Genomic DNA, 24,897 nt, shown 5'->3' on the forward strand with positions numbered 1-24,897 from the left:
GTCCCCCGACACCGCCCCCGCCCACCTCCACGGCCTGGCCTGCCACCTCCTGGAATCGGCCACCAGCGACCACACCGCCCAGACCAAACCCTTCACCACCGCACTGGACGAGCGACGACTCCTGCTGAGCTGGCTGGACGAGCCCACCGAACCCCGACCTGGCCGCCCGCCTCACCACCCCCCGTGCGCATCGGCTGCCACACCATGCGCCTCACCCTGGCCGACCGCCACGCCCACCCCTACTCCCGCTTGGCCGCCATACCCCCCGCCGCCAAGGCCCGCGTGGAGTTCACCACCCCCGCCTACGTCAACCGCGCCGGACGCCAACTCCCCCTTCCCGACCCCGAACTCCTCCTCGCCGGGCTCGCCCGCCGCTGGGCCGCGTTCAGCCCCCACCCCCTCCCGCCCGACGCGCTCGCCGAGGTCCTCCAGTCGGCGCACCTGGCCCGCCACGACATCCGCACCCAGCCGGTGGGCACCGGCCGCCACCAGCGCACCGGGTTCGTCGGCCACGCCGTCTTCGGTCTGCCCGCCCGCGCCCCGCGCACCACCCAGCGGGTCTTCGCCGCCCTGTGGGCCTTCGCGGAGTTCGCGGGCGTGGGCGCCCAGACCACCCACGGGCTTGGCCACGTCCGCGTCCACCAGCACGCCCCCGCCCTCGCCCCCGCACCACGGGCCGGGGGCGGCCCCGTCTGAGAGAAGGACGCACACCACACCGGCACCACCCCCACCGGGCAGGCCCGCCACCGCCCGCGGAACGGAGGCATATGAGCGAACACGACCCGCGCGACCTGGTGGTCATCGCCCTGTCCGGCGTCCAGCGCTACATCACCGAGTCCCGCACCACCGCTGACGCCGCCAACGCCAGCGACATCATGGCCCGGTTGGCCACCGAGGCCGCCATCCAGCTCACCGGGGACGGTGCCGAACTCGTCATCCCCGCCAGGGCCGATCCGTCCGCGGCGCCGAACCGGATCGTGGCGCTGACCGCCGCCGGGAACGGAGCGGACCTGGCCCGGGCGGCGGCGGACCGGGTGCGCTCCGAGTGTCGGGCCTGGACCGCTCACCTGTTCGGCGCATCCCGGGACGTCCCCGGTTTCCCCGAGGTCATGTGGACCGTGGCCCCCGCCGGGACGGGCGGTTACGCCGATCAGTGGAAGACCGCACAGACCGCCCTGACCGCGCGTAAGCGGCTGCGCGCCTTCGACTACCCCGAGCGCACCGGAACGCGACCGTGCGCGGTCTCACCGCGCTGGCCCTCGGAGAAGTCGCCACCACCGGGTGTGCCCAGGCACGAACGCGGGAGTGAGCTGTCCGCCGGGGTCTGGCTCAAGCGGCGCTGGCATGCCACTCCCGCGCTCCCTTCCACCCACAGTAGGGGGTTTCCCTCCACCGCCTCGATCGCCTCCACCCCCTTCCGGGCGCGCGTACTGGACGCCTGGACCGCTCCCGGGGTGCGCGGTCTGGTCGCCGAATTGAGCGCTGCTGCTCGGGACGTGATGGGCGAGAACCGGTTCCGGAGCCTGGAGGGCGCCGTTCCGGCTCTGGACCGCGCTGGCCAGGACGGGCTCAGACAGTGGTTCGTGCGCGGCGCGGGGTGGTGGGTCACCCCCGAGACCTGGAACGCCGACACCCTCACACACGAGTACGGAATACCCGGCAGCCCCGTCGACACCGGTGCGGTACGACGCGGCCGACGCGCCACCGAGGAACTGGCCGAGGCCGTCGGCGCCGACGCCAACCCCTACTACGCGGTGCTTGCCGCCGACCTGGACGGCCTGGGCGCACACCTGTCCGCCGCCCCCGTCACACGCGAACGCCACCGGCGCGTATCCGACCGCCTGGGGGACCTCTCCCGGGCCCACGGCCGCCGGGTCCAGGTCGACCACTCCGGGGTGACGGTGTACTCGGGCGGGGACGACCTGCTGGCGTTCCTGCCCGCCGAGACCGCCCTGGAAGCGGCTCAGGCCTGCCGCGACGAGGTGGACGAGAACCCGACCACGCTCAGCTGCGCGGTGCTCTTCGCCCACCAGGGCTCTCCGCTGCACACGGCGATCGCCCGGTCCCGCGAGCTGTTGGTCGAGGCCAAGGGGGTCCCCAACAAGAACGCCGTCGCGGTCGGCTACATCACCGGTTCGGGGGCGCGTTCCCACACGGTACGGTCCTGGTCCTCGGACCGGGTGGCGGACGCCCTGGGCACGCTGCGCGCGTTCGAGCCCCGCACGGGGGGAGCGGCCCCCACCTCCGAGGACAGAGGTCTCTCCCCCCGGCTGGTCAACGACCTGTACGCCGAACGCGCGGCCCTGACCGACCTGGCCGCGAGTCCTCACAGGAAGACCTACGAAGCGGAGGTGGCACGGTTGGTCCTACGGCACGGCGGCAGTGCACGGCAGGCACGGGACCTGGTGAACCTGGGCAGATCCGAGTACGGCGAGTCCTCCCACGCCCCGGTGCCGCTGGCGGCGGCGCGGGTCGCGGTGTTCCTCAGGAGGCAGGCGTGGTGACACCGGGTCCGGCTTCCGCATGGGGAGAGGCTTCCGGTGGCGGGCTGACGCCGGTGTGGATGGCCCTGCGCCCGCGCGACGCGGTCCAGGTCCGGGACGGACGTACCTTCGCCGCCGGGGCCGGGGGAGCGGCCCACACCCAGCGTCCTTGGCCCAGCACTGTCGCCGGCGCTTTGGGAGCGGCCTTCGCGGCCGCCGCGGGACCGGAACCGGGCACGGTTCCCGAGCCCCGCACGGTGCGGGGACCCTTCCTCGGCCGGTGGGACACCGGGGCGCGGCGTTGGCATCTGGCTTTTCCCGTCCCCGCCGACGTGGTGCCCTCAGACACCTCCGACCGCCTCTGGCGCGCCTGCGCCCCCAGGACACACCCGCCCTGACCGACCTGGACCGGGACGGGCTGCGGTGGCTGCACGCCGCTGACGCCGGAACCCGCGACGAGGACCTGTGGTGGAGCCGTTCCGCGATGCGGGAGTACCTGCACGGGGAGGGTGTCGACTCCGAACTCCTCTCGCGCCTGAGCCCCCCTGTCCAGGTCGAACGGCGCACCGGCATCGCCAGGCAGGGGCGGACCGTCCGACACGCCCACCTGTACGCGTCGGACTACCTGCGGCTACGCGAGAACGTCGACGAGGAGTGGGCGTTCCTGGCGCTGTGCGAGCTCGACCCCGGCCTGTCCCCGCCTCCGCTCAAGCCCGTTCGGCTGGGCGGGGAGGGGCGTCTGGCCGATGTCCGGGCGTGCGAGAGACAGGACCTCCTCACCCTCCCCGAGCACCCCGACCGCTTCCCCGACGGGAAGGTACTGGTGTACCTGGCCACACCGGCGATCTGGCGGCGCACCTCACCCGACGGCTCCTGGCGCGACGCCTGGCTGCCGCCGCTGCCCGACGGTGCGCACCTGGTCGCCGCCGCGGTCAACGGCCCCGAGCACGTGGCCAGCGCACGCCCCGACCGCACCGGCGGGGTCGAGTACGCCTGGCTCCGGTGGGCGGTGCCCGCTGGATCGGTCTACCTGCTGCGGTTCACCGGGCCGGACCCCGAACGCACGGCCAGGGACTGGGCCGTTCGAGCGCACGGACGAGCCTGGGGCGAGGGCGACGACAACCCTGACCACACCGGCCGACGGCTCGCCACAGCCGGGTTCGGACTGATCCTGACGGGAACGTGGACGTGAAAGACCTGCTGGCGTTCTTCTACACCGAATCCCCCCTGCACGCCGGTGCCTCCGACAGCGAGGGGATCATCGACCTGCCCATCCACGCGAGGCGCACACCCGATATCCGACCGTGTACGGGCAGAGCCTCAAGGGGGCCCTGCGCCAGGCGGCGGAGGAGCACCGGGAGTGGTCCGACCGGGACGTGACCGAGGTGTTCGGCTCTCCCGTCGGTCAGGGCGGCCCCACCACTCCGGGGCTGTTGTCGGTGGGCGACGCCCAACTGGTGGCGCTGCCGGTGCCGACCCTGCGCAGAACCTTCGCATGGGTGACCTCGGTGATGGCCCTGGGCCGTCTGGCACGCAAGTACCGGGCAGTGGACGCCCCAGCCGGGCCCGCACTGCCCGAGGAGCCAGGGGAGGCCCTCTCCACCGGCCACGGCTGGACGGGGGACCAGGCGTTCGGCCCCTTGGTGCTCGCGGTCGACGGCATCGAGACCAACGAACAGAACCAACTCCTCAGGTCCTGGGCCGAGAGGATCCGCTCCGACGCCCTCGCCCAGGAGGACGCCTTCACCCCCTTCTCGGACAAGTTCGCCCGCGACCTGGTCCTGGTCACCGGCGACGCGATGGCGGCCCTGGTGGAGGAGGGGACCGAGGTCAGCGTCCGCGTCCAACTCGGAGCGAACAAGACCGTCGAGAACGGCCCCTTTCACAGCGAGTACCTGCCCGCGGAGACCGTCCTGGCCTCCACTCTGACCCTGCGCGGCCCCCAGGGCTCGGTGGACCCCGATCCCGAGCACGTGCGGCTGCTGACCGTGCTCCTGCACGGATCGGGTGCGACCCTGCACCGGATCGGCGGGGACGAGACCCTCGGCAAGGGGCTGGTGTGGACACGCCTGGCCGGAACCGACCAGGCGCCGGCACGGGGGAGGCCTGATGCACCGGATCGACCAGGGCATGCACGCACCGCCGCGGGTCTCTGCCCGAGGCCACAGGGGACAACGCCAAGGAACTGCGCTCCCGGTTCCGGCACCTGCCCGTCCAGCTGCACGGCAGCGGTTTGGCCGCCACCTACGCCTTCCTCGCCGCCCGTTCGAACTCGGCGTCCTCGGAACGGCTGACCCAGGCCTACCGGGCCGTCGCCCAGCAGATCCGCACCCACCTGGCCGACAAGGGTCTGGTCGCCGCCGACCTGGCCACGGGTGCGGAACCCGGTGTCCACCGGGAGATGCTCTCAGCCCTGGGAGACATGGACTGGGCCGCCTACGCGCGGGCCGGCCGCGAGGTGGGCGTCCTGTTCTCCTGGCTGCGCAGGCTCGCCGACGCCGTCTACCCCAACACAAGGACCGAGAACACCAAGACCGAGCCCGAACTCCCGGAAGGCGGGCGGGGACGGTGAGCGAGGAGCAGACCGCACCCTCGCGCGCCGCGGGCCGCCCCGGGTTCTCACCCGCCGACATGCCGAAGGTGCGCGCGTCCCACGGGGCTGGATCGGGTTCGCCCCCGAGGCGAGCCGCCGACACCCGCGCCGCTCCGGACCAGGCGCCCGACTCCCGGGCACGGGACGGCGGCGCCCCTCCTCGGACGGCGAAGCGGGCCCGTCCCGCGCCCGAAGCCGACCCGCGGGTGAACATGCCCGTACCCAGCGCCGGACCGCTCGGCGGCCTCCTCCAGACCGAATGGGGGACCGCCGCGCATCCGTACCCCACCCTGGTCGGTCCGGGCACGGCCGAGAACGCCAACGCGCTGATCGTCCTGCGGCGGACCGCGTTCGTCCCCGAGGGGCGCGCCGGGGTGGAGCTGCCTCCGCAGGCGGGTCAGGCTCTGGTGAGGTGGGCACAGGACCACGATCTCGGCCAGGTGCGCGGGGACGTGCTCGACGCGGCGCGGCGACGCGAGCGCGCACTCGTCCAGCTTCGCTCCCAGGGCAAACACGTGCCCGTGTCCTCCTGAGCCCCGAGTGGCGGCTCGTCGTCGGCCTCGGGGAGAAGGGCAACGCCCACGAACTCGGACTCACCCTCCACGGCACCTACGGATGGCCGGTCATCCCGGGATCCGGCCTCAAGGGTGTGACCGCGGCCTACGTGTGGAACAAGGCCGGGGGGACGGCCAGAGGGCGGGAGATCTTCCGCTCGGTCTTCGGCACTCCCCTGCCTCCGTCCCGCCGGACATCCGGTCGGGAACGGAGCGGGCGCGACACCGACGACGGGGCCCGCGCCGAGCCGGAGGCCGGAGAACGCGGGCGCGAGACGACGGCGCCAGGGGCGGTGCGCTTCCTGGACGCCTTCGCTGTCGGGGGTCCGGTGACGGTGTCGGCCGACGTGCTCACCCCACACGTGAAGCCCTACTACGACACCACCCGAACCCGGAGGAGGGCGGGACGCCCGAGCCTCCGGCGGAACACCACCAGCCCGTGCCCGTCCACTTCCTCACCATCACCGGTGGCACCTTCGCCGCCGACCTCGTCGGTGACACCGAACAGATCACCGAGTTCACCGCGAACCGCCTCCAGGAAGCGGTCACGGAGCTGGGTGTGGGGGCCAAGACCGCAGCGGGCTACGGGTACATGGACGTGCACAGGAGTCAGGTATGACGGTCCACATCGTCTCGGTCGGGATCAGCCTCAGGGACTTCTTCGAGAGGGGGCATCTGGAGCGGATGGGTCGGGTGGCACCCGGCGGGGAGGCGGCACGGGAGTACTGGAAGAAGGACAAGCTGGGACTCGCCGAGGGGATCTACGACACCACCGGTCGTCTCAACGCGGCCTTCGGCCCGGACTCCGGCGTCGACCTCCCCTCACGCAACGCAATCGCCGTTTTCCAGGAACTGGCCCAGGACGTGCAGGCCCGCAGGTGGACCTCCGTGCCGGGGCTGTCCGCGGAGCTGGACACCGTGCGCACCTACAACCCGACGATGGTCGCGGACGAGGACCTGACCGTCCTGCTCTCCAGCGACAACGAGGACGGACGCGCCTGCGCGGTCTGGACGGCCATCGCCCTGGCCAAGGGGGATGCGGAGCGGGTCCTGTACCTGTGCGGAATCGGCCCGGACACCAGACTCGTCCGGCCTGGGCGCGGCCAGATCCTCGTGCTCTGCGTCGAGGGCCTCGACGCCCACCAGGACGCGGAGTTCGCCCAGGCGATGGAGGGTCTCGGCTACCTGGCCCGGTTGCTCGTCGGCAACCGGACCCGTGGCATCGACCCGCTCCTGCACCCCGATGAGCAAGTCCTCTTCCATCTGTCCGGTGGGTACAGGGCCACCGTGCCCTACCTGATCGCGACGGCGGAGTGGCTGCGCAGCCTGGGCCGCGACGCCCAGGCCCACGTCCTGCCCGAGAACGCCGGGCGCTCCGTGCCCGTCCCGCTGCGCAGCATGTCCCCGAGGCTGGTCGGCCTGGAGTTGGCGGGCTTCGGCGCGCACACCGCGCCCACGGTCCCCGAAGGCCCTGCTTCAGGGCTACGCCTATGAATCGCAGGGCCGGGGCGCCAGGCTCACGGCGTTCGGCCGGGGCATGCGGATCCTGTTCGAGGAGCATCTGGAACCAGGGCGATGACCACGTCAGCCGCGACCCACGGCCCCGAAGCCGCCCGTTCCGTCATCGTGTCCCGTCTGCGTCGCCGGGCCGACGCGGGAGTGGGCGCCGCGCTCAACCGGCACCGGTCGGGATTCAGCGAGGAGACCGACATCGCCGCGCTGTCCGCACCCGCGGTCCTGCGGGCCTACGGAATCATCCCGAAGGTGCTCAGCCCCGCAGCGGGTGCCGCGGTCACCTCGGACGACGTTGGCCGGGCTGTCGACGCGATCACACGCGCGCTGTGTGAGCACCGGCCGAGGCTCCTGGCTGCCCTGTACCGTCCCCTGGCCATCATCCCGGCCCTGACGGAGGAACAGGAGCGGGGAGTGGAGCTGAGCCTCTACCACCAGTGGTTCGCCTGGTGCTGGACCAGCGAAGCGGCCTGGCGGGCTCTGCGCTCACCCCCCGCCGCCGTCCCTCTCCCGCTGACGGGCACCGAGGCCGAGTTACTCGTACCGCTGGCGGCCCGGCACCGCTTCCTGGCCCTGTCCGAGCCCTACCGGGAGGTGCGGAGGGCGGCCGGGTTGGTCCCCTCCGACGCGGCACACGATCTCTTCGGCAGACAGCCGGGCGACGTGCTCCTCAACCACTGCCGCCACGCACGGTGGGAGTGGGCGGAGCTGCTCGGCCGCCACGAGTCCCTGCCCGTCCTGGACGGGGCCGAGCCCGGTGAGATCGAGGCCGAGACGGACCTTCTGCTGTTCGAGTGCCCGACGGACGGCCGGGACCGGGCTCGGGGGCACCGTCCGTCGCCCGTCCGGCTGGGACCGCCCCTGGCGGTCAACCCCCACCGCCTGTCCGGATCGGACCGTCGCCACCGGTACACCACCGAGGACGTCGGTTTCGCGTCCGGGATCATCGAACGGCACCTGCTCCCGCGCTACCGCGTCCTCGCCACCGCACACGCCGCTCTGGCCCTGGCCGAACACCCCCGCCTGGGTCGGCTCATGGCGGCGGCGACGCTGTGTCCGGCCGTTCTCGCCCTGGCCGGGGCGCTGTCCTCACCCTGGATGAGGTCCGTGCCCGTCACCGGCTGGCCCACCCTGGGCACGTGCGCGGCCGTCGCCGGGCTCGCCTACGCTGTCGGGCTCGTCGGTCTCACTGTGCACGGGCGTTCCTGGGCGCTGCCCTGGCTGCTGCGCGTCCCGGCCGCCGCCGCGATCGGCCTGTTGATGGTGACCACGATGCATCCGTCCTGGTGGGGCGCCGCCTTCGATCCCACCGCCATGGAGATCCCCGGCAGGGAACCGGGCGCCGACCCGCCGCTGGGGCCCATGGGGGTCGCCCTCTTCCTGGCGGTCGCTGCGTTCGCCTACCTGCTCGCCAACGCGCGCAACACCGGTGTCGGCATCGGTGCGGCCCTCCTGCGGGCGTCATGGTGTGGTGCGCCGCCTCCGCGCACGCGCTCCTGATCGCACTGCTCGGCCTCGCCTGGATCGTGCCCGTCTTCAGTGAGAACGGCCATCTCTTCCGAGGCGCCTGGACCCTCTACCCGGACGCCGCTCTGGCCGCCCTGCTCCAGGCCGGAGCCTGGTGCCTCGTCGCCGGTGTCTTCTCCCAGATCCTGTGGGACGACCGGCCCCTGACGGCTCCCCTCACACACGCGCACTGGCGCACACGAGAGAGGTGACTCCCATGTGGACCACGCTCACGATCCAAGTGGCCACCCCGGTCTTCAACTCGGCCGCGCCCCCTTCGGACACGCACCTGAACACGCCTCCCGAGATCCGCGTCCCCTCCCTGCGCGGCGGGATGCGGTTCTGGCTGCGAGCCATGGCCGCCCGATACGTCGGCGACGACCTGTACCGGCTCCGCGAGGTCGAGGACCGGGTCCTAGGCTCCACCGCCAACTCCTCACCCGTCAAGCTCCGCGTCCCCCGCCAGCCCGCGCCCTCCACGGTGGAACTCCAGGACCTTCTCGACGACGGGGAGCAGGGTAGGTGGATCGCCTACCTCCTCGGTCCGGGCCTGGCCACCAAGGGACGGCCGCGGACGAGGCACTTCATCCCTCCCCAGGAGTTCCGGCTCAAGGTCCGCCTGGACGGGCGGGACCGCGACGCCCACCGGTGCGCGTTGGCCGCGCTCTGGCTCAACTGCGCGTACGGCGGCGTCGGGTCCCGCATCCGCCGGGGGTTCGGCAACCTGCGCATCGTGGGAGCCCAACAGGGCCTCCCCTTCGACTCGGGGTCCTCGTTGATGCACACCCCGGGGCTCCCGCACTACACGAAGGCCGCGCACCTGGTGTTCACCGGCCCGGTGGAGGAGGCACGGGAGGCACTGCGCAGGGTGTGCGCCGCGACCGGGGACGGCGGGGCCGCCGCGGACACGGAGGAGTTCGCCTGGGGCGAGGAACCGATTTCCCCCTTCCCGGTGCTGGGCGAGGAGCACACCGCGGCGGGGGTCGCGGGAGGCCGTAGCCAGGCGTCCTGGCAGGCCGTCCTCGCCAGGGCGGGCAGGGAACTGCGCTACTTCCGCGCCGAGCTCGCCTCGGACAAGGAGGAGAAGTACAGCCCACCGATCAAGACGCGAGGGTGGATCGACGTCATCCACGACGAGGCGAGGCGGGAGAAGCGGATGCCCATGGCCGCGCTGGGCCTGCCCCTGGTGTACAAGGGCGACTACGAGGTCAGAGCCACCAGGAGCAAGAACGGCGGCAGCGTCGAACAGCTGCGTCGAGCCTCACCGCTGTGGATCCGTGCCGTGGGTGACGGGAACGAGTGGCGGCTGTTCTCCTTCGCTTTCTGGAGCCGTCTCCTACCGGATGACGACGCGGTCAGCGTGGACCTGTGGAAGCGCGGCAACCATGTCCGGCGGCTGGAGGTCACCACGGACAACGCCCATGGTCTCGTGGAGAACTGGATCGACGAACTCGGAGGCGGGGCGAGTTTCATCCGCTGAGCGGACCTGCCCGGGGACAGCTCGGCGGACAACCGTCCGGGCCGACGTGCAGAGAGGGCACATCACCGCAGGTCGGAGCGCATGAAAATGGGGAAGGGTTCCGCAGGCCTGTAAAGCCCGTAGGGCATGGAAACCCACGTAGCCTTCCCCGGTTATGGGGTTGACCACGTTCCGCAGGCCTGTAAAGCCCGTAGGGCATGGAAACGAAACGATCCTGAGCGCGTCGCCCTGCTGCTGGTGGCAAAGTCCAGGAAGACGCCAATGCCCGACTCGCCCAACAATCCCCGGGTCACCAGCGGACTGGATCCGCGCCTCGTGAGCGGCCGAATGGGCTCGGATGTCCCGCACGGACCGGGCGCCGGCGGGAGGCAGGCCTCCCACGCTCAGGCGCCTTCCTCGGTCTCCTTCGGCACCGTCAGCGGCAGGCGCACCTGGAAGCGGGTGTCGCCCGGGACGGACTGCACCTGGAGGCTCCCGTGGTGCTTGTTCACGACGATGCGCCACGAGATGTCGAGTCCGAGCCCCGTTCCCTCGCCCACCGGTTTGGTGGTGAAGAACGGGACGAAGATCCGGTCGCGGATCTCGGGGTCCACACCCGTCCCGGTGTCCCCGAACTCGACCATCAGCTGCTCGCCGTCGCGTTCGGTGCGCACGGTCAGCGTGCCCTCGCCGCCCATCGCCGAGACGGCGTTGTCGACCAGGTTGGTCCACACCTGGTTCAGTTCACCCGGGTAGGCCGGGATCCTGGGCAGGTTCCGGTCGTAGTCCCTGACCACCCGGACGCCCGCACCGATCTTCCCGGACAGCATCACGAGCGTGCTGTCCAGCAGTTCGTGCACGTCGGTCACCTGGAAGGGCGCTCGGTCGAGCTGTGAGTACTGCTTGGCGGTGTCCACCAGGTGAGAGATGCGGGCGGTGGAGTCCTCGATCTCGTTCATCAGGAGTTCGGTCTCCACGGTGTAGCCGAGCCAGCGGACGGCGCCTTCCAGGGCCTGTTCGTCTATGGCGGCCGCCACCTGGTCCAACCAGTCGGCGTCGAGTCCGGCCTGGACGAACGTCGCGGCCAGGTCCCACCCGCCGGTGATCCCGTGCTCGTCGAGCCAGTCGGCGAGTGCGTCCTCCCGGTCTGCGGCCTCCAGCGCACCGAGGGGCTCGGCCTTCGAGACCCGTTCGGCGGTGCGCTCCTGGATGTCGACGAGCACGTCCAGGGTCTGGCGCGAGTACGGGCCCGCCGTGAGTTTCGCCAGCTTGTGGCGCATCCCGGCCACCCGCTCACGCAGCGCCGAGGTGGCCCGGACGGCGGCGGCCGCGGGGTTGTTGAGTTCGTGGGTCAGCCCCGCGGACAGGGAGCCCAGAGCCAGCAGCCGTTCCCGCTCGTTGACCTTCTGCTGGGAGTTCTGGGTTCCGTAGAACATCCCCTCCAGCAGGTGGACGGCCATCGGGAACCAGTCGCGCATGATCTCGGCGAAGGTCTCGGCGGGCAGGACGAAGAACCGCGAGGGCTCCGTGACGCGCAGGGAACCCCGGTAGCGCTGTTTCTCGGCGCCGTCGAGGTAGGCCTGCATGGAGCCCGCGTACGCCCCCCGGTGCGAGGTGCGGACGGTCTCCACGTCGTCGGGGCCGACCCGGCGCGACAGCACGACCGTGCCCTCCAGGAGCACGTAGAAGCAGGTGGCCGGCTCGCCCTCGCGGTAGACGTGGCCCGGTTCGAACACCTCCACCCGGCCCTCGCGGCACAGCCGCGTCAGCTGTTCGTCGGAGAGCTTCTCGAACAGGAAGAGCGTGCTCAGCTCCTCCTCGTCGCACTGCGTCGGCTGCTCGGTCATGACTGCTCCAGGTAGCGGTGGACGAGCATCACGGCCATGGCGCCCTCGCCGACGGCGGAGGCGACCCGCTTGGCGGACTCCGCGCGGGCGTCGCCCGCCACGAACACCCCGGGCACGCTGGTCTCCAGGTGGTACGGCGGCCGATCCAACCGCCAGCCCCCCGGTGGCCGGCCGTCGGCGCTCAGGTCCGGCCCGGCCAGGATGAACCCGAGTTCGTCCGTGGCGACGACGCCCGCCAGCCAGCCGGTGCGCGGGGCCGCGCCGATGAACGCGAACAGCCACTGCGTGTCGACGCGTTCGGTGGATCCGTTCTTCACGTCGCGCAGGGTGAGCCGCTCCAGGTGGTCGGTGCCGTGCGCGGAGTCGACGACGGTTCCGGTGCGGACGCGGATGTTCGGCGCGCCCTCGACCTGCTGGATCAGGTAGTGCGACATCGACGCCTCCAACGAGGGCCCGCGCACCAGGAGGGTAACCGACCTCGCGCCCCGGGACAGGTGCATGGCGGCCTGGCCGGCGGAGTTGGCGCCGCCGACGACGTACACGTCCTGCCCGTGGCAGGAGGGCGCCTCGGTGAGCGCGGAACCGTAGAAGACCCCGCGCCCGGTCAGCTCGGCGAGCCCCGGAACGTCCAGCTGCCGGTAGGACACGCCCGTCGCCAGGAGGACGCTGTGCGCGGCGATCGCGGAACCGTCCGAGAAACGCACGGTACGCGAGGACCCGTTCACCTCCAGACCCGACACCTCGCGCGCGCTCAGGATCTCCGCGCCGAACTTCGTGGCCTGCCGTCTGGCCCGGTCGGTGAGCTGCGACCCGGACACGCCGTCGGGGAAGCCGAGGTAGTTCTCGATCCGCGAGCTCTGCCCGGCCTGCCCGCCGGTGGCGGAGCGTTCCACCAGGACGGTCCGCAGCCCCTCGGAGGCGCCGTAGACGGCCGCGCCGAGCCCCGCCGGACCGCCGCCGATCACCACGAGGTCGTAGAACTCCTCCGCCGGTGTCGTGGCCAGCCCCACGAGCGACGCGAGCTCGGGGTCCTCGGGCTCCGCCAGTGCCGTACCGTCCGGGGCGACCACCAGCGGAAGCCGCTCCGCGTCGTGACCGGCGGCGCTCAGCAGCCGCCTGCCCTCCGGTTCGTCGGACGAGTACCAGCGGTAGGGCACCTGGTTGCGGGCCAGGAACTCCCGCACCTGCGACGACCGCGCCGACCACCGGTGGCCGACGACCCTGGTCGTGTCCACGGGGCGCTGGCCGTCGTTGCGCCAGGCCTCCAGCAGGTCGTCCATGACGGGGTACAGCTTCTCCTCGGGCGGGTCCCACGGCTTGAGGAGGTAGTGGTCGAGGTCGACGAGGTTGATCGCGTCGATCGCCGCGTTGGTGTCCGCGTACGCGGTCAGCAGGACGCGCCGCGCACCCGGGTAGACGTCGATGGCCCGTTCGAGGAACTCGATGCCGTTCATACGCGGCATGCGGTAGTCGGCCAGGACCACCGCCACCTGGTCGCCGCGGAGCTTGAGTTCGCGCAGCGCCTCCAGCGCGGCCTCTCCGGACTCGGCCCGCACGATCCGGTGCGCGTCACCGTAGCGACGCCGCAGGTCGCGGGCGACGGCCCGTGACACCCCCGGGTCGTCGTCCACGGTCAGGATGACGGTTCTGCCCGAGCCCGCCGACTGCGCCATGCGTCTCCCTCGTCCGGTCCTCGCGGTGTCCCGCGACACCGTGCCCTGTAACGCCGTGCGCGGGCCGCGCAGTCCGCGGCGTGTCCCACGACACGGCGCCGCCGTCGCCCGATGCGCGCCACGGCACCGTGTCGCCCGACGAGTATGGCTTGCGTCGCGCCCCTCGGGGAAGGTGCTCCTCCGCCCGCGGCGGCCCTAACTCAGGGCGTGACGATCGCGAAGTCCGTCTCGGGTCCGTCCACCAGGGCGGCCAACCGCTGGAGCGCGCCCAGGTCACCCTCGTGTTCCACCCCGTCCAGGTCCCCCTCCCTGAGCACCGCCAGCAGCTGCGCCTTGGTCAGCGTGAGCGTCAGGTCGGCGACGTCCCCCTTGGGGTCCGGGTAGTGGATCAGGGCTCCGTTCGAGAGCAGCGCCCGGTACCGCTCCCCGGTGTCGGCCATCCGTAGATCGATGCACAGCTCCTCCCGCCAGGCCCGGGGGCCGTTGACGCGGATGCCGACCGAGTCCAGGATCTGGGTGACGTCGAGTGCCTGGACGATGCTCTCGGACTGGGGAACGGGCCTGGCCACCACCCCGTCCCGCAGCTCCACGGCCCCGCTCAGGTAGAAGTTGCGCCACGTCGCGCACTCGGCTCCGTGGCCCAACCTGGTGAGCACGTCGGCCAGCAGCTCCCTGGCGTCCTCGTGGTCGGGGTCGGCGAAGACGGCGTGCGAGGCCAGTTCGGCGGCGAACCGGAGCTCTCCCTCGTCGGAGAACTCGCGCGCCCGCCCGACCAGCGCGTCGATCCCGCCCATGGCGCGCGCGTAGAGCCTGCCCTGGGCCTGGGGCGGGTGCTGCCACAGGTGGGCGGGGTTGCCGTCGAACCACCCCATGTAGCGCTGGTAGATCGCCTTGACGTCGTGCGAGACCGATCCGTAGAAGCCGCGTGCGTGCCACGCCCGTTCCAGCCTGGGCGGCATCGGCAGATCCTCGGCGATCTCGCTGCCGGTCCAGCCGCGGTTCATCAGTCGCAGCGTCTGGTCGTGCAGGTAGGCGTAGACGTCCCTTTGCTGGGACAGGAAGACGCGGATGTCCTCCGTGCCCCAGGTGGGCCAGTGGTGGGAGGAGAAGACGACGTCGGACCGGTCCGCGAACAGTTCGATCGCCTCGTTGAGGTAGCGCGACCAGCGGCGGGCGTCCCTGACCTGGGCTCCGCGCAGGGTGCCCAGGTTGTGCAGGGTGTGGCAGGCGTTCTCCGCCATGCACAGCGCGCGGAAGTCGGGGAGGTGGAAGTTCATCTCCGCCGGAGCCTCGGTCCCCGGCGTCATGTGGAAGACGAACCGGACCCCGTCCAGGACCTCCTCCTGGCCGGTCCGGGTGACGTCGAGCGTGGGCGCGAGCAGCCCGACCCGGCCGGAGGAGAAGTCGAGGCCGAGCCCGACGCCGACCCGTCCCGCCGGTCCCGGCTCCACCCCGTCCGCGGCGAAGTACCTGCCGCGCCGGACCATGGCCGGTCCCGCGTGCACGTTCTCCGAGACGGCGTGTTCCATGAAGTGCTCCGGTGCGACGATCACGACCCGTCCGGACGCGACGTCGTCGGGGTCGACCACGCCCAGCACCCCGCCGAAGTGGTCGACGTGCGTGTGCGTGTGGATCACAGCGCTCACGGGGCGGTCCGCGACGTGCTCGCGGTACAGCGCCAGCCCCGCGGCGGCCACCTCGGACGTCATCAACGGGTCCACGATGATCACACCGTCGCGTCCCTCGATGAGCGTCATGTTGGACAGGTCCATGCCGCGTACCTGGTGAACGCCTTCGGTCACCTCGAACAGGCCGTTGATCGCGGTCAGCCTGCCCTGCCGCCACAGGTGGGGATGGACCGTGTCGGGGGCGGCGTCGCCCCCCTCCGCGAGGAAGTCGTACCGGGCCAGGTCCCATACCGTCCGCCCCCGGGCGTCGGTCACGGTCCTCGGCGCGGGCGCGACGAGTCCGCGGCGGGCGTCGTCGAAGTCCGCGGTGTCGGCGAGCGGCGGCCCCGCGCGGTCCGCTCCGCCGGTCGCCGCGGCCGGCCGCGCGACTCCGGTCGCGCCCTCGCCCGTCCTGTTCCCGTTCGCCACGTGGTCCTCCAGTCGTGCGTGGCCGGCGTCGGCCGCCGGCCCGGTATGAGATGCGGAACATCACCTACCCTCGGCCACTCGGGGCCAGCGCCAAGGCCGGGTCAACACCTGGGAGCGCACGGTCGTGACCGGACGGGACGCTGCCTACGCCGACGCCGTCACGACCCGGTTCGCCCATCCTGACCTGGATGATCACGTACGATCTCGCCCCGCCTACCCCGTACACTGCGCGGGGCGGAGCGCCTGGGGAGGCGCTCCATCCGATGCCGTCGGGGGGCGCCGACGGCTTTTGGACGTTCTCCACAAAGATGCCGCGCAGAGTCCTCGGTCGGCGACATGGCGCTGTCGGGCCGCGGTCGGCAGGATGGCACTGCCCGTCGTGTCGCGGCGCGCGCAACGATGATCAACGGAAGGGTCCAAACGCGTGTTCAGTCGTGTCGCCATCGTCAATCGTGGTGAGGCCGCCATGCGGCTCATCCACGCCGTACGGGACCTGGCCGCGGAGACAGGGGCACGGATCGAGACCGTCGCCCTGTACACCGATGTCGACCGCACGGCCACGTTCGTGCGTGAGGCCGACATCGCCTACGAACTCGGTCCCGCGTCCGCGCGCCCGTACCTGGACCTGAAGGCGCTGGAGCGCGCCCTGGTGGAGACCGGAGCCGACGCCGCGTGGGTCGGCTGGGGCTTCGTCGCGGAGGACCCGGCCTTCGCCGAGCTGTGCGAGCGGATCGGGATCGCCTTCGTCGGACCGAGCGCCGACGCCATGCGCAAACTCGGCGACAAGATCGGTGCGAAGCTGATCGCCGAGGAGGTCGGCGTCCCCGTCGCCCCCTGGAGCCGCGGCGCCGTCGAGACCCTGGACGCCGCGCTGGAGGCCGCGGCCGGGATCGGCTACCCGCTCATGCTCAAGGCCACCGCTGGCGGCGGGGGGCGCGGCATCCGCGTGATCACCCACGAGGCCGAGCTGGCCGACGCCTACGAGCGCACCAGCCAGGAGGCCGAGCGGGCGTTCGGCAGCGGCATCGTCTTCCTGGAGCGCCTGGTCACCAACGCCCGCCACGTCGAGGTCCAGGTGATCGCGGACGGCGAGACCGCGTGGGCGCTGGGCGTGCGCGACTGCTCGGTGCAGCGCCGTAACCAGAAGATCATCGAGGAGTCGTCCTCACCGGTCCTCAGCCCCGAGCAGACCGCCGAACTCAAGGCCTCGGCCGAGCGGCTCGCCGTCGCGGTCGGCTACCGAGGCGCGGCGACCGTCGAGTTCCTGTACCATCCCGGCGACCGGATGTTCGCCTTCCTGGAGGTCAACACCCGCCTCCAGGTGGAGCACCCGATCACCGAGTCCACCACCGGGTTCGACCTCGTCCGGGCCCAGCTGCACGTGGCCTCCGGCGGACGGCTGGAGGGAGAGCTCCCGGCGGAGCGCGGCCACGCCATCGAGGCCCGGCTCAACGCCGAGGACCCCGACCGCGACTTCGCTCCCTCCCCGGGCCGTATCGCGCGGCTCGACCTGCCCGCCGGGCCGGGTATCCGCGTGGACACCGGCGTCAGCGAGGGCGACACCATCCCCGCCGACTTCGACTCCATGATCGCGAAGATCATCGCCTACGGCCGCGACCGCGATGAGGCGCTCGGCCGCCTGCGCCGGGCGATGGCGCGCACCACCGTGATCATCGAGGGCGGCGCGACCAACAAGAGCTTCGTGCTCGACCTGCTCGACCGGCCCGAGGTGATCGACGCCAGCGCCGACACCGGCTGGATCGACCGGGTCCGAGCCGAGGGCGGCCTCGTCGCCCACCGGCACTCGTCGGTCGCCCTGGCGGCCGCAGCCATCGAGGCCTACGAGGAGGAGGAGCGCGCCGAGCGTCAGCGCCTGCTGTCGACGGCGTTCGGCGGCCGTCCCCAGGTGCAGCACGAGAGCGGGCGTCCCTTGGACCTGAAGCTGCGCGGCGTCGGCTACCGCGTCCGCGTCGCCCGGATCGGGGCCCACCGCTTCCGCGTCGGCGTCGAGGCGGGCGAGGACGTCCGCACCGCCGACGTCGAACTCGACCGCTTCGACGAGCACACCGGCCGCGTCGTCGTCAACGGCGTCTCGTACCGCCTGCTCATCGGCACGCACGGTCCGATCCACCTGGTCGAGGTGACGGCGTGGCGCACCGGGTCAGCCGCGACGAGGGCGGCGTCGTCCGCTCGCCCGCGCCCGCGCTGGTCGTCGCCACGCCCCTGGAGGTCGGCGCCGAGGTCGACGCGGGCGCTCCGGTCCTGGTGCTGGAGAGCATGAAGATGGAGACGGTGCTGCGGGCGCCGTTCCGGGCACGGCTGAAGGAGTGCGCCGTGTCCGTGGGCAGCCAGGTCGAGACCGGAGCCGCACTGCTGCGCCTGGAACCGGTCGCCGACGACGACGCCGAGGACACCTCGGAGTCCGCGTCCGTCGAGCTGGACCTGCCCGAGGCGCCCGCGAGCGTCCCGGTGCGCGAGCGCACCGCGCGCGGTCAACAGGACCTGCGCGGCCTGCTGCTCGGATTCGACGTCGATCCGCACGACGAGCGCCGTGTGCTCGACGACTACCTCGCCGCGCGCCGCGCGTCGATCGGGGAGGGACGCCGGCCGCTCCCCGAGGAGCTCGCGCTCGTCGACGTGTTCGCCGACCTGGCCGAGCTGAGCCGCAACCGCCCGGCGGGCGAGGGCGACGGCGAGGACACCCGCGTGCACAGCGCCCGCGAGTACTTCCACGCCTACCTCCAGAGCCTGGACGTCGAGCGGGCCGGTCTGCCGGAGGCGTTCCAGGCCAAGCTCGCCACGGCGCTCGGACACTACGGCGTCACCGACCTGGAGCGCACACCCGAGCTTGAGGCCGCGGTGTTCCGCGTCTTCCTCGCCCAGCAGCGGGTCTCCGCCGACGTGGCCGTCGTCACGGCGCTGCTGCGCGCCTGGCTGAACGAGTCACCGCCGGACGAGTCGCTGCGCGAGCGCGTCGGACTCACCCTGGAACGGCTGGTGGCCGCGACCCAGGTCCGCTTCCCCGCGGTCGCCGACCTCGCGCGCGGCGTGGTGTTCGCGTGGTTCGCGCAGCCCCTGCTGCGCCGCAACCGCGCCCGCGTCTACGCCAACGTGCGCAGACACCTGCGTCACCTGGACGCGCACCCGGACGCCTCCGACCGCGCCGAGCGCGTCGCCGAGATGGTGCGCAGCACCGAACCGCTGGTGCGCCTGCTCGGCCAGCGGCTGGTCCGCGCCGACCTGGACAACACGGTCATGCTGGAGGTGCTGACCCGCCGGTACTACGGCAACAAGGGCCTGACCGGCGTCCGCACCCGCGAGATCGCGGGGTGCGCCTTCGTGGTCGCCGAGCGCGCGGAGTCCAGCGTGGTCTCCGCCGGGGTGGCCTTCGAGGAGCTGGGCGGCGCGCTGAGCGGGCTCGCGGAGCTGGCGAACGGCGGAGAGGCCGTCGACGCCGACATCTACCTCTCCTGGGAGAAGCAGCCCGAGGACTTCGACGCGATGGCGGCCGCCCTGCACGAGGTGTTCAGCGTGCACCCGCTGCCGGATCAGGTCCGCAGGCTCACCGCGACCGTGGCGGGCCGCGACGGCGCCGTCATGCACCACCACTTCACGTTCCGCCCGTCGCCGACCGGGCTGGCCGAGGACCGGCTGATCCGCGGCCTGCACCCGTACATCGCGCAGCGGATGCAGATGGAACGGCTCCGTAGGTTCGACCTCACCCGGCTGCCGTCCTCGGACGAGGAGGTCTACCTCTTCCAGTGCGTGGCCAAGGAGAACCCGTCGGACGACCGTCTCGTCGCGTTCGCGCAGGTGCGCGACCTGGCCGAGCTGCGCGAGCACGACGGCAGGCTGGTCTCGCTGCCCACGGCCGAGGACACCGTCGCCGCGTGCCTCGACTCGATCCGCCGGGCGCGGTCGCTGCGGCCGGCGCGCAAGCGCTTCAACACCAACCGGATCGTGGTCTACGTCTGGCCGCCGTTCGGCATCACCCGCGAGGAGCTGGAGATGATCGCCGGACGCGTGCGTCCGACGACCGCGGGAGCCGGACTGGAGGAGATCCTGTTCATCGCGCGCCAGCGCGACCCGGAGACCGGTGAGTTGGCCAAGGTCGCCGTGCGCATCGCCTTCGACGCCACCGGCGGCTCCGAGCTGACCATCGGCGAGCCGTCGGACGAGGCCGTCGAACCGGTCGACGACTACCGTCAGAAGGTGCTGCGCGCGAGCAGCCGCAACACCGTGTACCCGTACGAGCTCACCGGGCTGCTCGGCGACTTCGTCGAGCACGACCTCGACGGGGACCACGCGCTCGTGCCCGTCGACCGGCCCAGGGGCCGCAACACCGCGGGCATCGTCGCGGGTGTGGTCTCCACGCCGACCGAGCGCCACCCGCAGGGCGTCACCCGGGTGGTGCTGCTCGGCGACCCGACCAAGTCGCTCGGCGCGCTCTCGGAGCCGGAGTGCCGCCGGGTGGTCGCCGCCCTTGACCTGGCCGAGCGGATGGGCGTCCCGCTGGAGTGGTACGCGCTGTCCGCCGCGCCCGGATCTCCATGGAGTCGGGCACCGAGAACATGGACTGGGTGGCCGCGGCGCTCAAACGGATCGTCGAGTTCACCCAGGACGGCGGCGAGATCAACATCGTGGTCGCGGGCATCAACGTCGGCGCGCAGCCGTACTGGAACGCCGAGGCGACGATGCTCATGCACACCAAGGGCATCCTGGTGATGACGCCGGACTCGGCGATGGTCCTCACCGGCAAGCAGTCACTCGACTTCTCCGGCGGCGTCTCGGCCGAGGACAACTTCGGCATCGGCGGCTACGACCGGGTCATGGGCCCGAACGGGCAGGCGCAGTACTGGGCGCCGAACCTGCTGGCCGCGCGGGACGTGCTGATGTCGCACTACGACCACGCCTACGTGGCGCCGGGCGAGGAGGGGCCGCGCAGGGCGACGACCACCGACCCCGTCGACCGTGACGTCTCCGACTTCCCGCACTCCGCGGAGGGCAGCGACTTCACCACCGTTGGCGAGATCTTCTCCGCCGAGACCAACCCCGACCGCAAGAAGCCGTTCGACATCCGCACCGTGATGCGGGCGCTCTCCGACCAGGACCACGCGGTGCTGGAGCGCTGGGCCGGCATGGCCGACGCGGACACGGCGGCGGTGCAGGACGTGCACCTGGGCGGCATGCCGGTCTGTCTGCTGGGCATCGAGTCGAGGTCGGTGCAGCGGCACGGCTTCCCGCCCACCGACGGCCCGGACGCCTACACCGCGGGCACGCTGTTCCCGCGGTCGTCGAAGAAGGCCGCACGGGCGATCAACGCGGCCAGCGGCAACCGGCCGCTGGTGGTGCTGGCGAACCTGTCGGGCTTCGACGGCTCGCCGGAGTCGATGCGCAGGCTCCAGCTGGAGTACGGCGCCGAGATCGGGCGCGCGATCGTGAACTTCCGGGGACCCATCGTGTTCTGCGTGATCTCGCGGTACCACGGCGGTGCGTTCGTGGTGTTCTCGAAGGCCCTGAACCCGAACATGACGGTGCTCGCGCTGGAGGGCTCCTACGCCTCGGTGCTGGGCGGCGCTCCCGCCGCCGCGGTGGTGTTCTCCGCCGACGTCAACGCCCGGACCGCGGCCGACCCGCGCGTGCGGGACCTGGAGGCGCGCGCGGCGGCCGCCTCGGGCACCGAGCGAGCCGCGCTGACCGCGGAACTCGACGAGCTCCGGGTGTCGGTCCGCGCGGAGAAGCTCGGCGAGGTGGCGGCGGAGTTCGACGGCGTGCACGACATCCACCGTGCGGTCGAGGTCGGCTCGGTGGACGCCGTCATCAGCGCCGCCGAGCTGCGTCCGCGCGTCATCGCGGCCCTGGAGGCGCACCGGCGGTAGGCGGCGCCCGCCCGGGGCGTCCGCTCGGCCCCGCCGTGCGGCGCCCGAACGACGCACGCCTCGGACGCCCGTGCGGACGAGGCGCGCAGCGGCGGTCCCCGGCGGGCCCGGTCATCGACGACGACCGGTTCCCGCCGGGGACCTGTTCGTGAGGGCGTCAGGCGCGCAGGGCCTCGATGAGCTCCTGCTCGTCGTCCTTGGTGAGGTTGGTCTGGATGACGGTCGGGCGCAGGGGCTTGAACGCGCTGACGACCCTGTCCCGAGTGGCCGACTGGGCGAGCAGGAAGACGGCGGCCCGGCCCTGATCGAGCTCGGAGCCGATCCGCTTGATCATGTCGTCGTCGATGCCGACGTCGCTGAGCTTGCCCGCGATCGCACCGGAGGCGGCGCCGACGGCCATGCCGAGCAGTGGCGCGAGGAAGAGCAGCCCGATGAGCGCGCCCCAGAAGGCGCCGCCCACGGCCCCCGCGCCCGCCAGGTTGACGGTCTGGTGGATCCGCGGTCGGCCCTTGGCGTCCTTGTAGACGTAGGCCGCGTCCTGCAGCTTCAGCAGTTCCTGGCGGCCCAGGTCGGCGGCGATCTCCAGGGCCTCCTCAGCGGTCTTGGTGTCGGCCACGCCGAGTACGACGAGGTGCGCCATCCGTCCCCCCATGATTCCTGAGTGCAATCGAGCGATGTCTCAGAGTGATTCCCCTGGAGGCTTCGCGGTAGTGCCATCGCCCGGGAAAGCGGGGGTCACGGAGCGCGCGGTCGGGCGACCGCGTCGGGTGTCCGAGTCGGATGTCAGCCGCGCTCAGCCGCCGGTCGCCTCGCGTTCGATCCGCTCGAACTGTGCGGCCATGGCCTCGGCGAGGACTGTGGCGCCGGACAGCGGCCGCACCATGACGGTGAGTTCGGCGATCAGCCCCTCGTCGTTGACGCGCAGGAAGTCGCAGCCGTGGACCTGGCGGCCGTCCACCGCCGCCTCGAACACGAGCGCGTGGTCGCGGGCGTCGACTCCGGTGAACTCCCGCACGTACCGGAACTCCTCGAAGACCCGCATGACTCCGCGCAGGATCGCCGCCGTGATCGCCTTGCCCGGGTAGGGCCGGAAGACCACCGGACTGGTGAACACGACGTCCTCGGCGAGCAGCGCCTCGATCGCTGTCATGTCCCTGGCCTCGACCGCCTCGCGGAACCGACGCATGTGTCCTTACCTTTCTTCTGGGAGTTCGTTCCTGACCGTCTGTAGGGTCGGGAGGACCCCAGGAGCGCCAGGTATGACTGTCATGCGTTCGCCGCAGGTCTGGCCGAGGAGGATTGGCCGCCTGGCGCTCCGCGACGACCCGGCCGCTGATGGGGATACGCGAACGGATCCTCCTGCACGACTCGTTGGTGAGTCGGAGGCTACTGGATAGTCACCAAGTTGACTAGTCTTGAAATTGAATGCTCTGCGTGCTTGGCTCTGGACCATGGCATTGCGCGACGCGGTGATGGCCGCGCTCCTGGAGGGTGAGGCGTCCGGCTACGATCTGGCCAAGGGGTTCGACGCCTCGGTGGCCAACTTCTGGATGGCCACGCCCCAGCAGATCTATCGGGAGCTGGACCGGATGGAGTCCGAGGGACTGGTCCGGGCGCGCGTCGTGCACCAGCGCAAGCGCCCGAACAAGCGGCTGTTCTCACTGACCGGCGCCGGTCGTCGGGCGCTGCGCGACTTCACCGCCGCGCCGCCGAGGCCGGGCGTGGCGCGCGAGGACCTCCTGGTCCAGGTGCAGGCGCTGGACGTCGGGGACGCGGCGGCGGTCACGGAGTCGGTCCGCGAGCGCGGAGACTGGGCCCGGGCCAAGATCGCGCGCTACGAGAGACTGCGCGAGCGCCTCCTGAACGGCAGGAACGAGGAGGAGTACCTCCTGTGCGCGGAGCGGGTCGGTCCCTACCTGAACCTCATGCGCGGCCTGGAGTTCGAACGGGAGAACCTGCGCTGGGTCCAGCGCGTCCTGGCCGTACTCGACCGGCGTGCCGCCGTGCGCGCCACGGAAGGGTGAGACGGGTGGGATACCTGCGCTACGTCGCGGTCGGCGACAGTCAGACCGAGGGACTGAACGACGGCGACGAGACCACCGGCTACCGCGGCTGGGCCGACCGGCTCGCCGAGACGCTCGCCGTCGGCGAACCCGAGTTCCGCTACGCCAACCTCGCCGTGCGGGGGCGACTGACCGCCCGGATCCGCGCCGAACAGACCGCACCCGCACTGGCCTTGGAGCCGGACCTGGTGACCGTCATGGCGGGCATGAACGACCTGGTCAGGCCACGGTTCGACGCTGACTCCACGGCCGCCCACCTGGAGGCGATGCTGGCCGGGTTCACCGCCTCGGGGGCGACCGTGGTCACCTTCACCTTCCCGGACATCGCACGGATCGCCCCTGTGGTGGGGCGCCTGCGTCCGCGGGTCCTGGACCTCAACGACCGCGTGCGGGCCATGGCCCGACGCCACGGCGCCGTGGTGGTCGACACCTTCCCCCACTCGGTGACCACCGATCCCCGGCTGTGGAGTGCCGACCGCATCCACGCCACACCGCTCGGGCACACGAGGATCGCCGCGGCGGTAGCGCACACGCTCGGTGTCCCGGGCGTCGACGCCTCCTGGTCCGACCCGCTCCCCCCGCTCGCGCCGGTGCCGCCCTGGCACCGGGCGGCGGCCGAACTCACCTGGGCGACGACCTTCCTCGGTCCCTGGCTGCTTCGGCGCCTGCGCGGGCGTTCGTCGGGCGACGGCCGTCGGGCGAAGCGGCCCCGGCTGGAGCCGGTCCGACCCGCCCGCCCGTGATCGCCGTCGGTCGCCCGCGAGCGGTGTTCGGGCGAAGGCCGGCGCCCCCGCCGGCGGCAACGGGGTCCACCGCCCGTACGCCGGATTCAGCACGCTACGGGGACGGTCGCCGCGACCGTGTCCCGGGCCCTGCGGCCCGGCAACGGGTAGACGATCCGCAGCCCTTCCTCATCGCTCGGTGACGAGCGGACGAACGACGAGTTGAGCACGCGCTCCCGGAGCTCCGAGCGCACGAGCCCCGCGGACGGGACGGTCATCACGTGCTCCCTGGGTGTGGGGGACAGCGGGTCAGCCCGGAAGGCGAGTTCCGGCGGCCGGTCATCGCCAGGCACATGGGAGTCGGCACGACTCTCGCCGTGTTCTCATCAGTCGACGGGACCCCACCCGGGCCTTCGCTGTGTGACACCGCGGAGCGTGCGGAGCGGGCACGGTGGGGCACCCCCTCTTCGGCCTCGCGAGTGCCGTACCGGACACGCCGCTCGCGACGGG

20 protein-coding genes and 1 pseudogene are annotated in these 24,897 nt (G+C 72.1%); 15 read left to right on the forward strand and 6 right to left on the reverse strand.

What is annotated here, in order from left to right; all coding sequences use genetic code 11:
• Positions 1-183: 183 nt before the first annotated feature.
• The 12 genes from cas6 (at position 184) to cmr1 (ending at position 10,128) form a co-directional block, all read left to right on the forward strand.
• Entirely contained in the window at positions 184-696 is a 513-nt protein-coding gene (gene cas6 / locus BJF83_RS05265; RefSeq protein ID WP_075925398.1) for a CRISPR system precrRNA processing endoribonuclease RAMP protein Cas6, read from the forward strand.
• Positions 697-767: 71 nt separating this feature from the next.
• The gene (gene cas10, locus BJF83_RS05270; RefSeq protein WP_075925399.1) at positions 768-2,504 is read left to right on the forward strand and encodes a type III-B CRISPR-associated protein Cas10/Cmr2; all 1,737 of its coding nucleotides are present in this window, start codon (positions 768-770) and stop codon (positions 2,502-2,504) included.
• A gap of 59 nt (positions 2,505-2,563) precedes the next feature.
• A complete protein-coding gene (locus BJF83_RS05275; RefSeq protein ID WP_262391337.1) occupies positions 2,564-2,881 on the forward strand; it encodes a type III-B CRISPR module-associated Cmr3 family protein in 318 nt (105 codons plus the stop codon).
• The gene (locus BJF83_RS05280; protein WP_075925401.1) at positions 2,785-3,675 is read left to right on the forward strand and encodes a type III-B CRISPR module-associated Cmr3 family protein; all 891 of its coding nucleotides are present in this window, start codon (positions 2,785-2,787) and stop codon (positions 3,673-3,675) included. Before BJF83_RS05275 ends, BJF83_RS05280 begins: the two co-directional genes overlap by 97 nt.
• A gap of 112 nt (positions 3,676-3,787) precedes the next feature.
• On the forward strand, positions 3,788-4,777 hold the full coding sequence (cmr4, locus tag BJF83_RS05285) for a type III-B CRISPR module RAMP protein Cmr4 (RefSeq protein ID WP_075925402.1): 990 nt from the start codon (positions 3,788-3,790) through the stop codon (positions 4,775-4,777).
• Entirely contained in the window at positions 4,702-5,055 is a 354-nt protein-coding gene (locus tag BJF83_RS05290) for a type III-B CRISPR module-associated protein Cmr5 (protein WP_262391345.1), read from the forward strand. Before cmr4 ends, BJF83_RS05290 begins: the two co-directional genes overlap by 76 nt.
• Complete coding sequence (locus BJF83_RS05295) at positions 5,052-5,609, forward strand: hypothetical protein (RefSeq protein WP_075925404.1); 558 nt, start codon at positions 5,052-5,054, stop codon at positions 5,607-5,609. The genes BJF83_RS05290 and BJF83_RS05295 overlap by 4 nt, the downstream gene beginning before the upstream one ends.
• Positions 5,610-5,691: 82 nt before the next feature.
• Complete coding sequence (gene cmr6 / locus BJF83_RS26545) at positions 5,692-6,249, forward strand: type III-B CRISPR module RAMP protein Cmr6 (RefSeq protein ID WP_143831796.1); 558 nt, start codon at positions 5,692-5,694, stop codon at positions 6,247-6,249.
• A complete protein-coding gene (locus BJF83_RS05305) occupies positions 6,246-7,124 on the forward strand; it encodes a hypothetical protein (protein ID WP_075925406.1) in 879 nt (292 codons plus the stop codon). The genes cmr6 and BJF83_RS05305 overlap by 4 nt, the downstream gene beginning before the upstream one ends.
• Positions 7,125-7,205: 81 nt before the next feature.
• The gene (locus tag BJF83_RS05310; RefSeq protein WP_075925407.1) at positions 7,206-8,642 is read left to right on the forward strand and encodes a hypothetical protein; all 1,437 of its coding nucleotides are present in this window, start codon (positions 7,206-7,208) and stop codon (positions 8,640-8,642) included.
• Positions 8,606-8,860: a hypothetical protein gene (locus tag BJF83_RS05315; protein WP_075925408.1), complete on the forward strand. Its 255-nt coding sequence runs from the start codon at positions 8,606-8,608 to the stop codon at positions 8,858-8,860. Before BJF83_RS05310 ends, BJF83_RS05315 begins: the two co-directional genes overlap by 37 nt.
• Positions 8,861-8,865: 5 nt before the next feature.
• Positions 8,866-10,128, forward strand: coding sequence for a type III-B CRISPR module RAMP protein Cmr1 (gene cmr1 / locus BJF83_RS05320; RefSeq protein WP_075925409.1), 1,263 nt, complete (start codon positions 8,866-8,868; stop codon positions 10,126-10,128).
• A 383-nt stretch (positions 10,129-10,511) separates the two neighbouring features.
• Here the strand turns inward: cmr1 and BJF83_RS05325 are convergent, their stop codons facing one another.
• From BJF83_RS05325 to BJF83_RS05335, 3 genes are all read right to left on the reverse strand, one after another.
• The gene (locus tag BJF83_RS05325; RefSeq protein ID WP_075925410.1) at positions 10,512-11,954 is read right to left on the reverse strand and encodes an ATP-binding protein; all 1,443 of its coding nucleotides are present in this window, start codon (positions 11,952-11,954) and stop codon (positions 10,512-10,514) included.
• Positions 11,951-13,627 (reverse strand): FAD-dependent oxidoreductase, encoded by a 1,677-nt coding sequence (locus tag BJF83_RS05330; protein ID WP_075925411.1) that lies wholly within the window; start codon positions 13,625-13,627, stop codon positions 11,951-11,953. The genes BJF83_RS05325 and BJF83_RS05330 overlap by 4 nt, the downstream gene beginning before the upstream one ends.
• Before the next feature lie 200 nt (positions 13,628-13,827).
• Positions 13,828-15,723, reverse strand: coding sequence for an alkyl/aryl-sulfatase (locus BJF83_RS05335; protein ID WP_075925412.1), 1,896 nt, complete (start codon positions 15,721-15,723; stop codon positions 13,828-13,830).
• Positions 15,724-16,147: 424 nt separating this feature from the next.
• On the opposite strand from BJF83_RS05335, the pseudogene BJF83_RS05340 reads away from it, so the two are divergent.
• Positions 16,148-21,602, forward strand: a pseudogene (locus BJF83_RS05340) (biotin carboxylase N-terminal domain-containing protein).
• Positions 21,603-21,759: 157 nt separating this feature from the next.
• On the opposite strand, the gene BJF83_RS05345 reads toward BJF83_RS05340, so the two are convergent.
• Positions 21,760-22,242 carry a DUF1269 domain-containing protein gene (locus BJF83_RS05345; protein ID WP_075925413.1) on the reverse strand — a complete coding sequence of 161 codons (483 nt, stop codon included), beginning with the start codon at positions 22,240-22,242 and terminating at the stop codon, positions 21,760-21,762.
• 153 nt (positions 22,243-22,395) lie between these two features.
• Entirely contained in the window at positions 22,396-22,788 is a 393-nt protein-coding gene (locus BJF83_RS05350; protein ID WP_075925414.1) for a nuclear transport factor 2 family protein, read from the reverse strand.
• Positions 22,789-23,053: 265 nt separating this feature from the next.
• On the opposite strand from BJF83_RS05350, the gene BJF83_RS05355 reads away from it, so the two are divergent.
• Together BJF83_RS05355 and BJF83_RS05360 are read left to right on the forward strand one after the other, a co-directional pair.
• A complete protein-coding gene (locus tag BJF83_RS05355; protein WP_075925415.1) occupies positions 23,054-23,626 on the forward strand; it encodes a PadR family transcriptional regulator in 573 nt (190 codons plus the stop codon).
• Between the two features lie 5 nt (positions 23,627-23,631).
• Positions 23,632-24,408: an SGNH/GDSL hydrolase family protein gene (locus BJF83_RS05360; RefSeq protein ID WP_083678423.1), complete on the forward strand. Its 777-nt coding sequence runs from the start codon at positions 23,632-23,634 to the stop codon at positions 24,406-24,408.
• Positions 24,409-24,494: 86 nt separating this feature from the next.
• On the opposite strand, the gene BJF83_RS27350 is transcribed toward BJF83_RS05360, so the two are convergent.
• Positions 24,495-24,665, reverse strand: a complete 171-nt coding sequence (locus BJF83_RS27350; protein ID WP_158070334.1) for a hypothetical protein — start codon at positions 24,663-24,665, stop codon at positions 24,495-24,497.
• Positions 24,666-24,897: the final 232 nt, after the last annotated feature.

The organism is Nocardiopsis sp. CNR-923 (assembly GCF_001942255.1).
Lineage (GTDB): Bacteria > Actinomycetota > Actinomycetes > Streptosporangiales > Streptosporangiaceae > Nocardiopsis.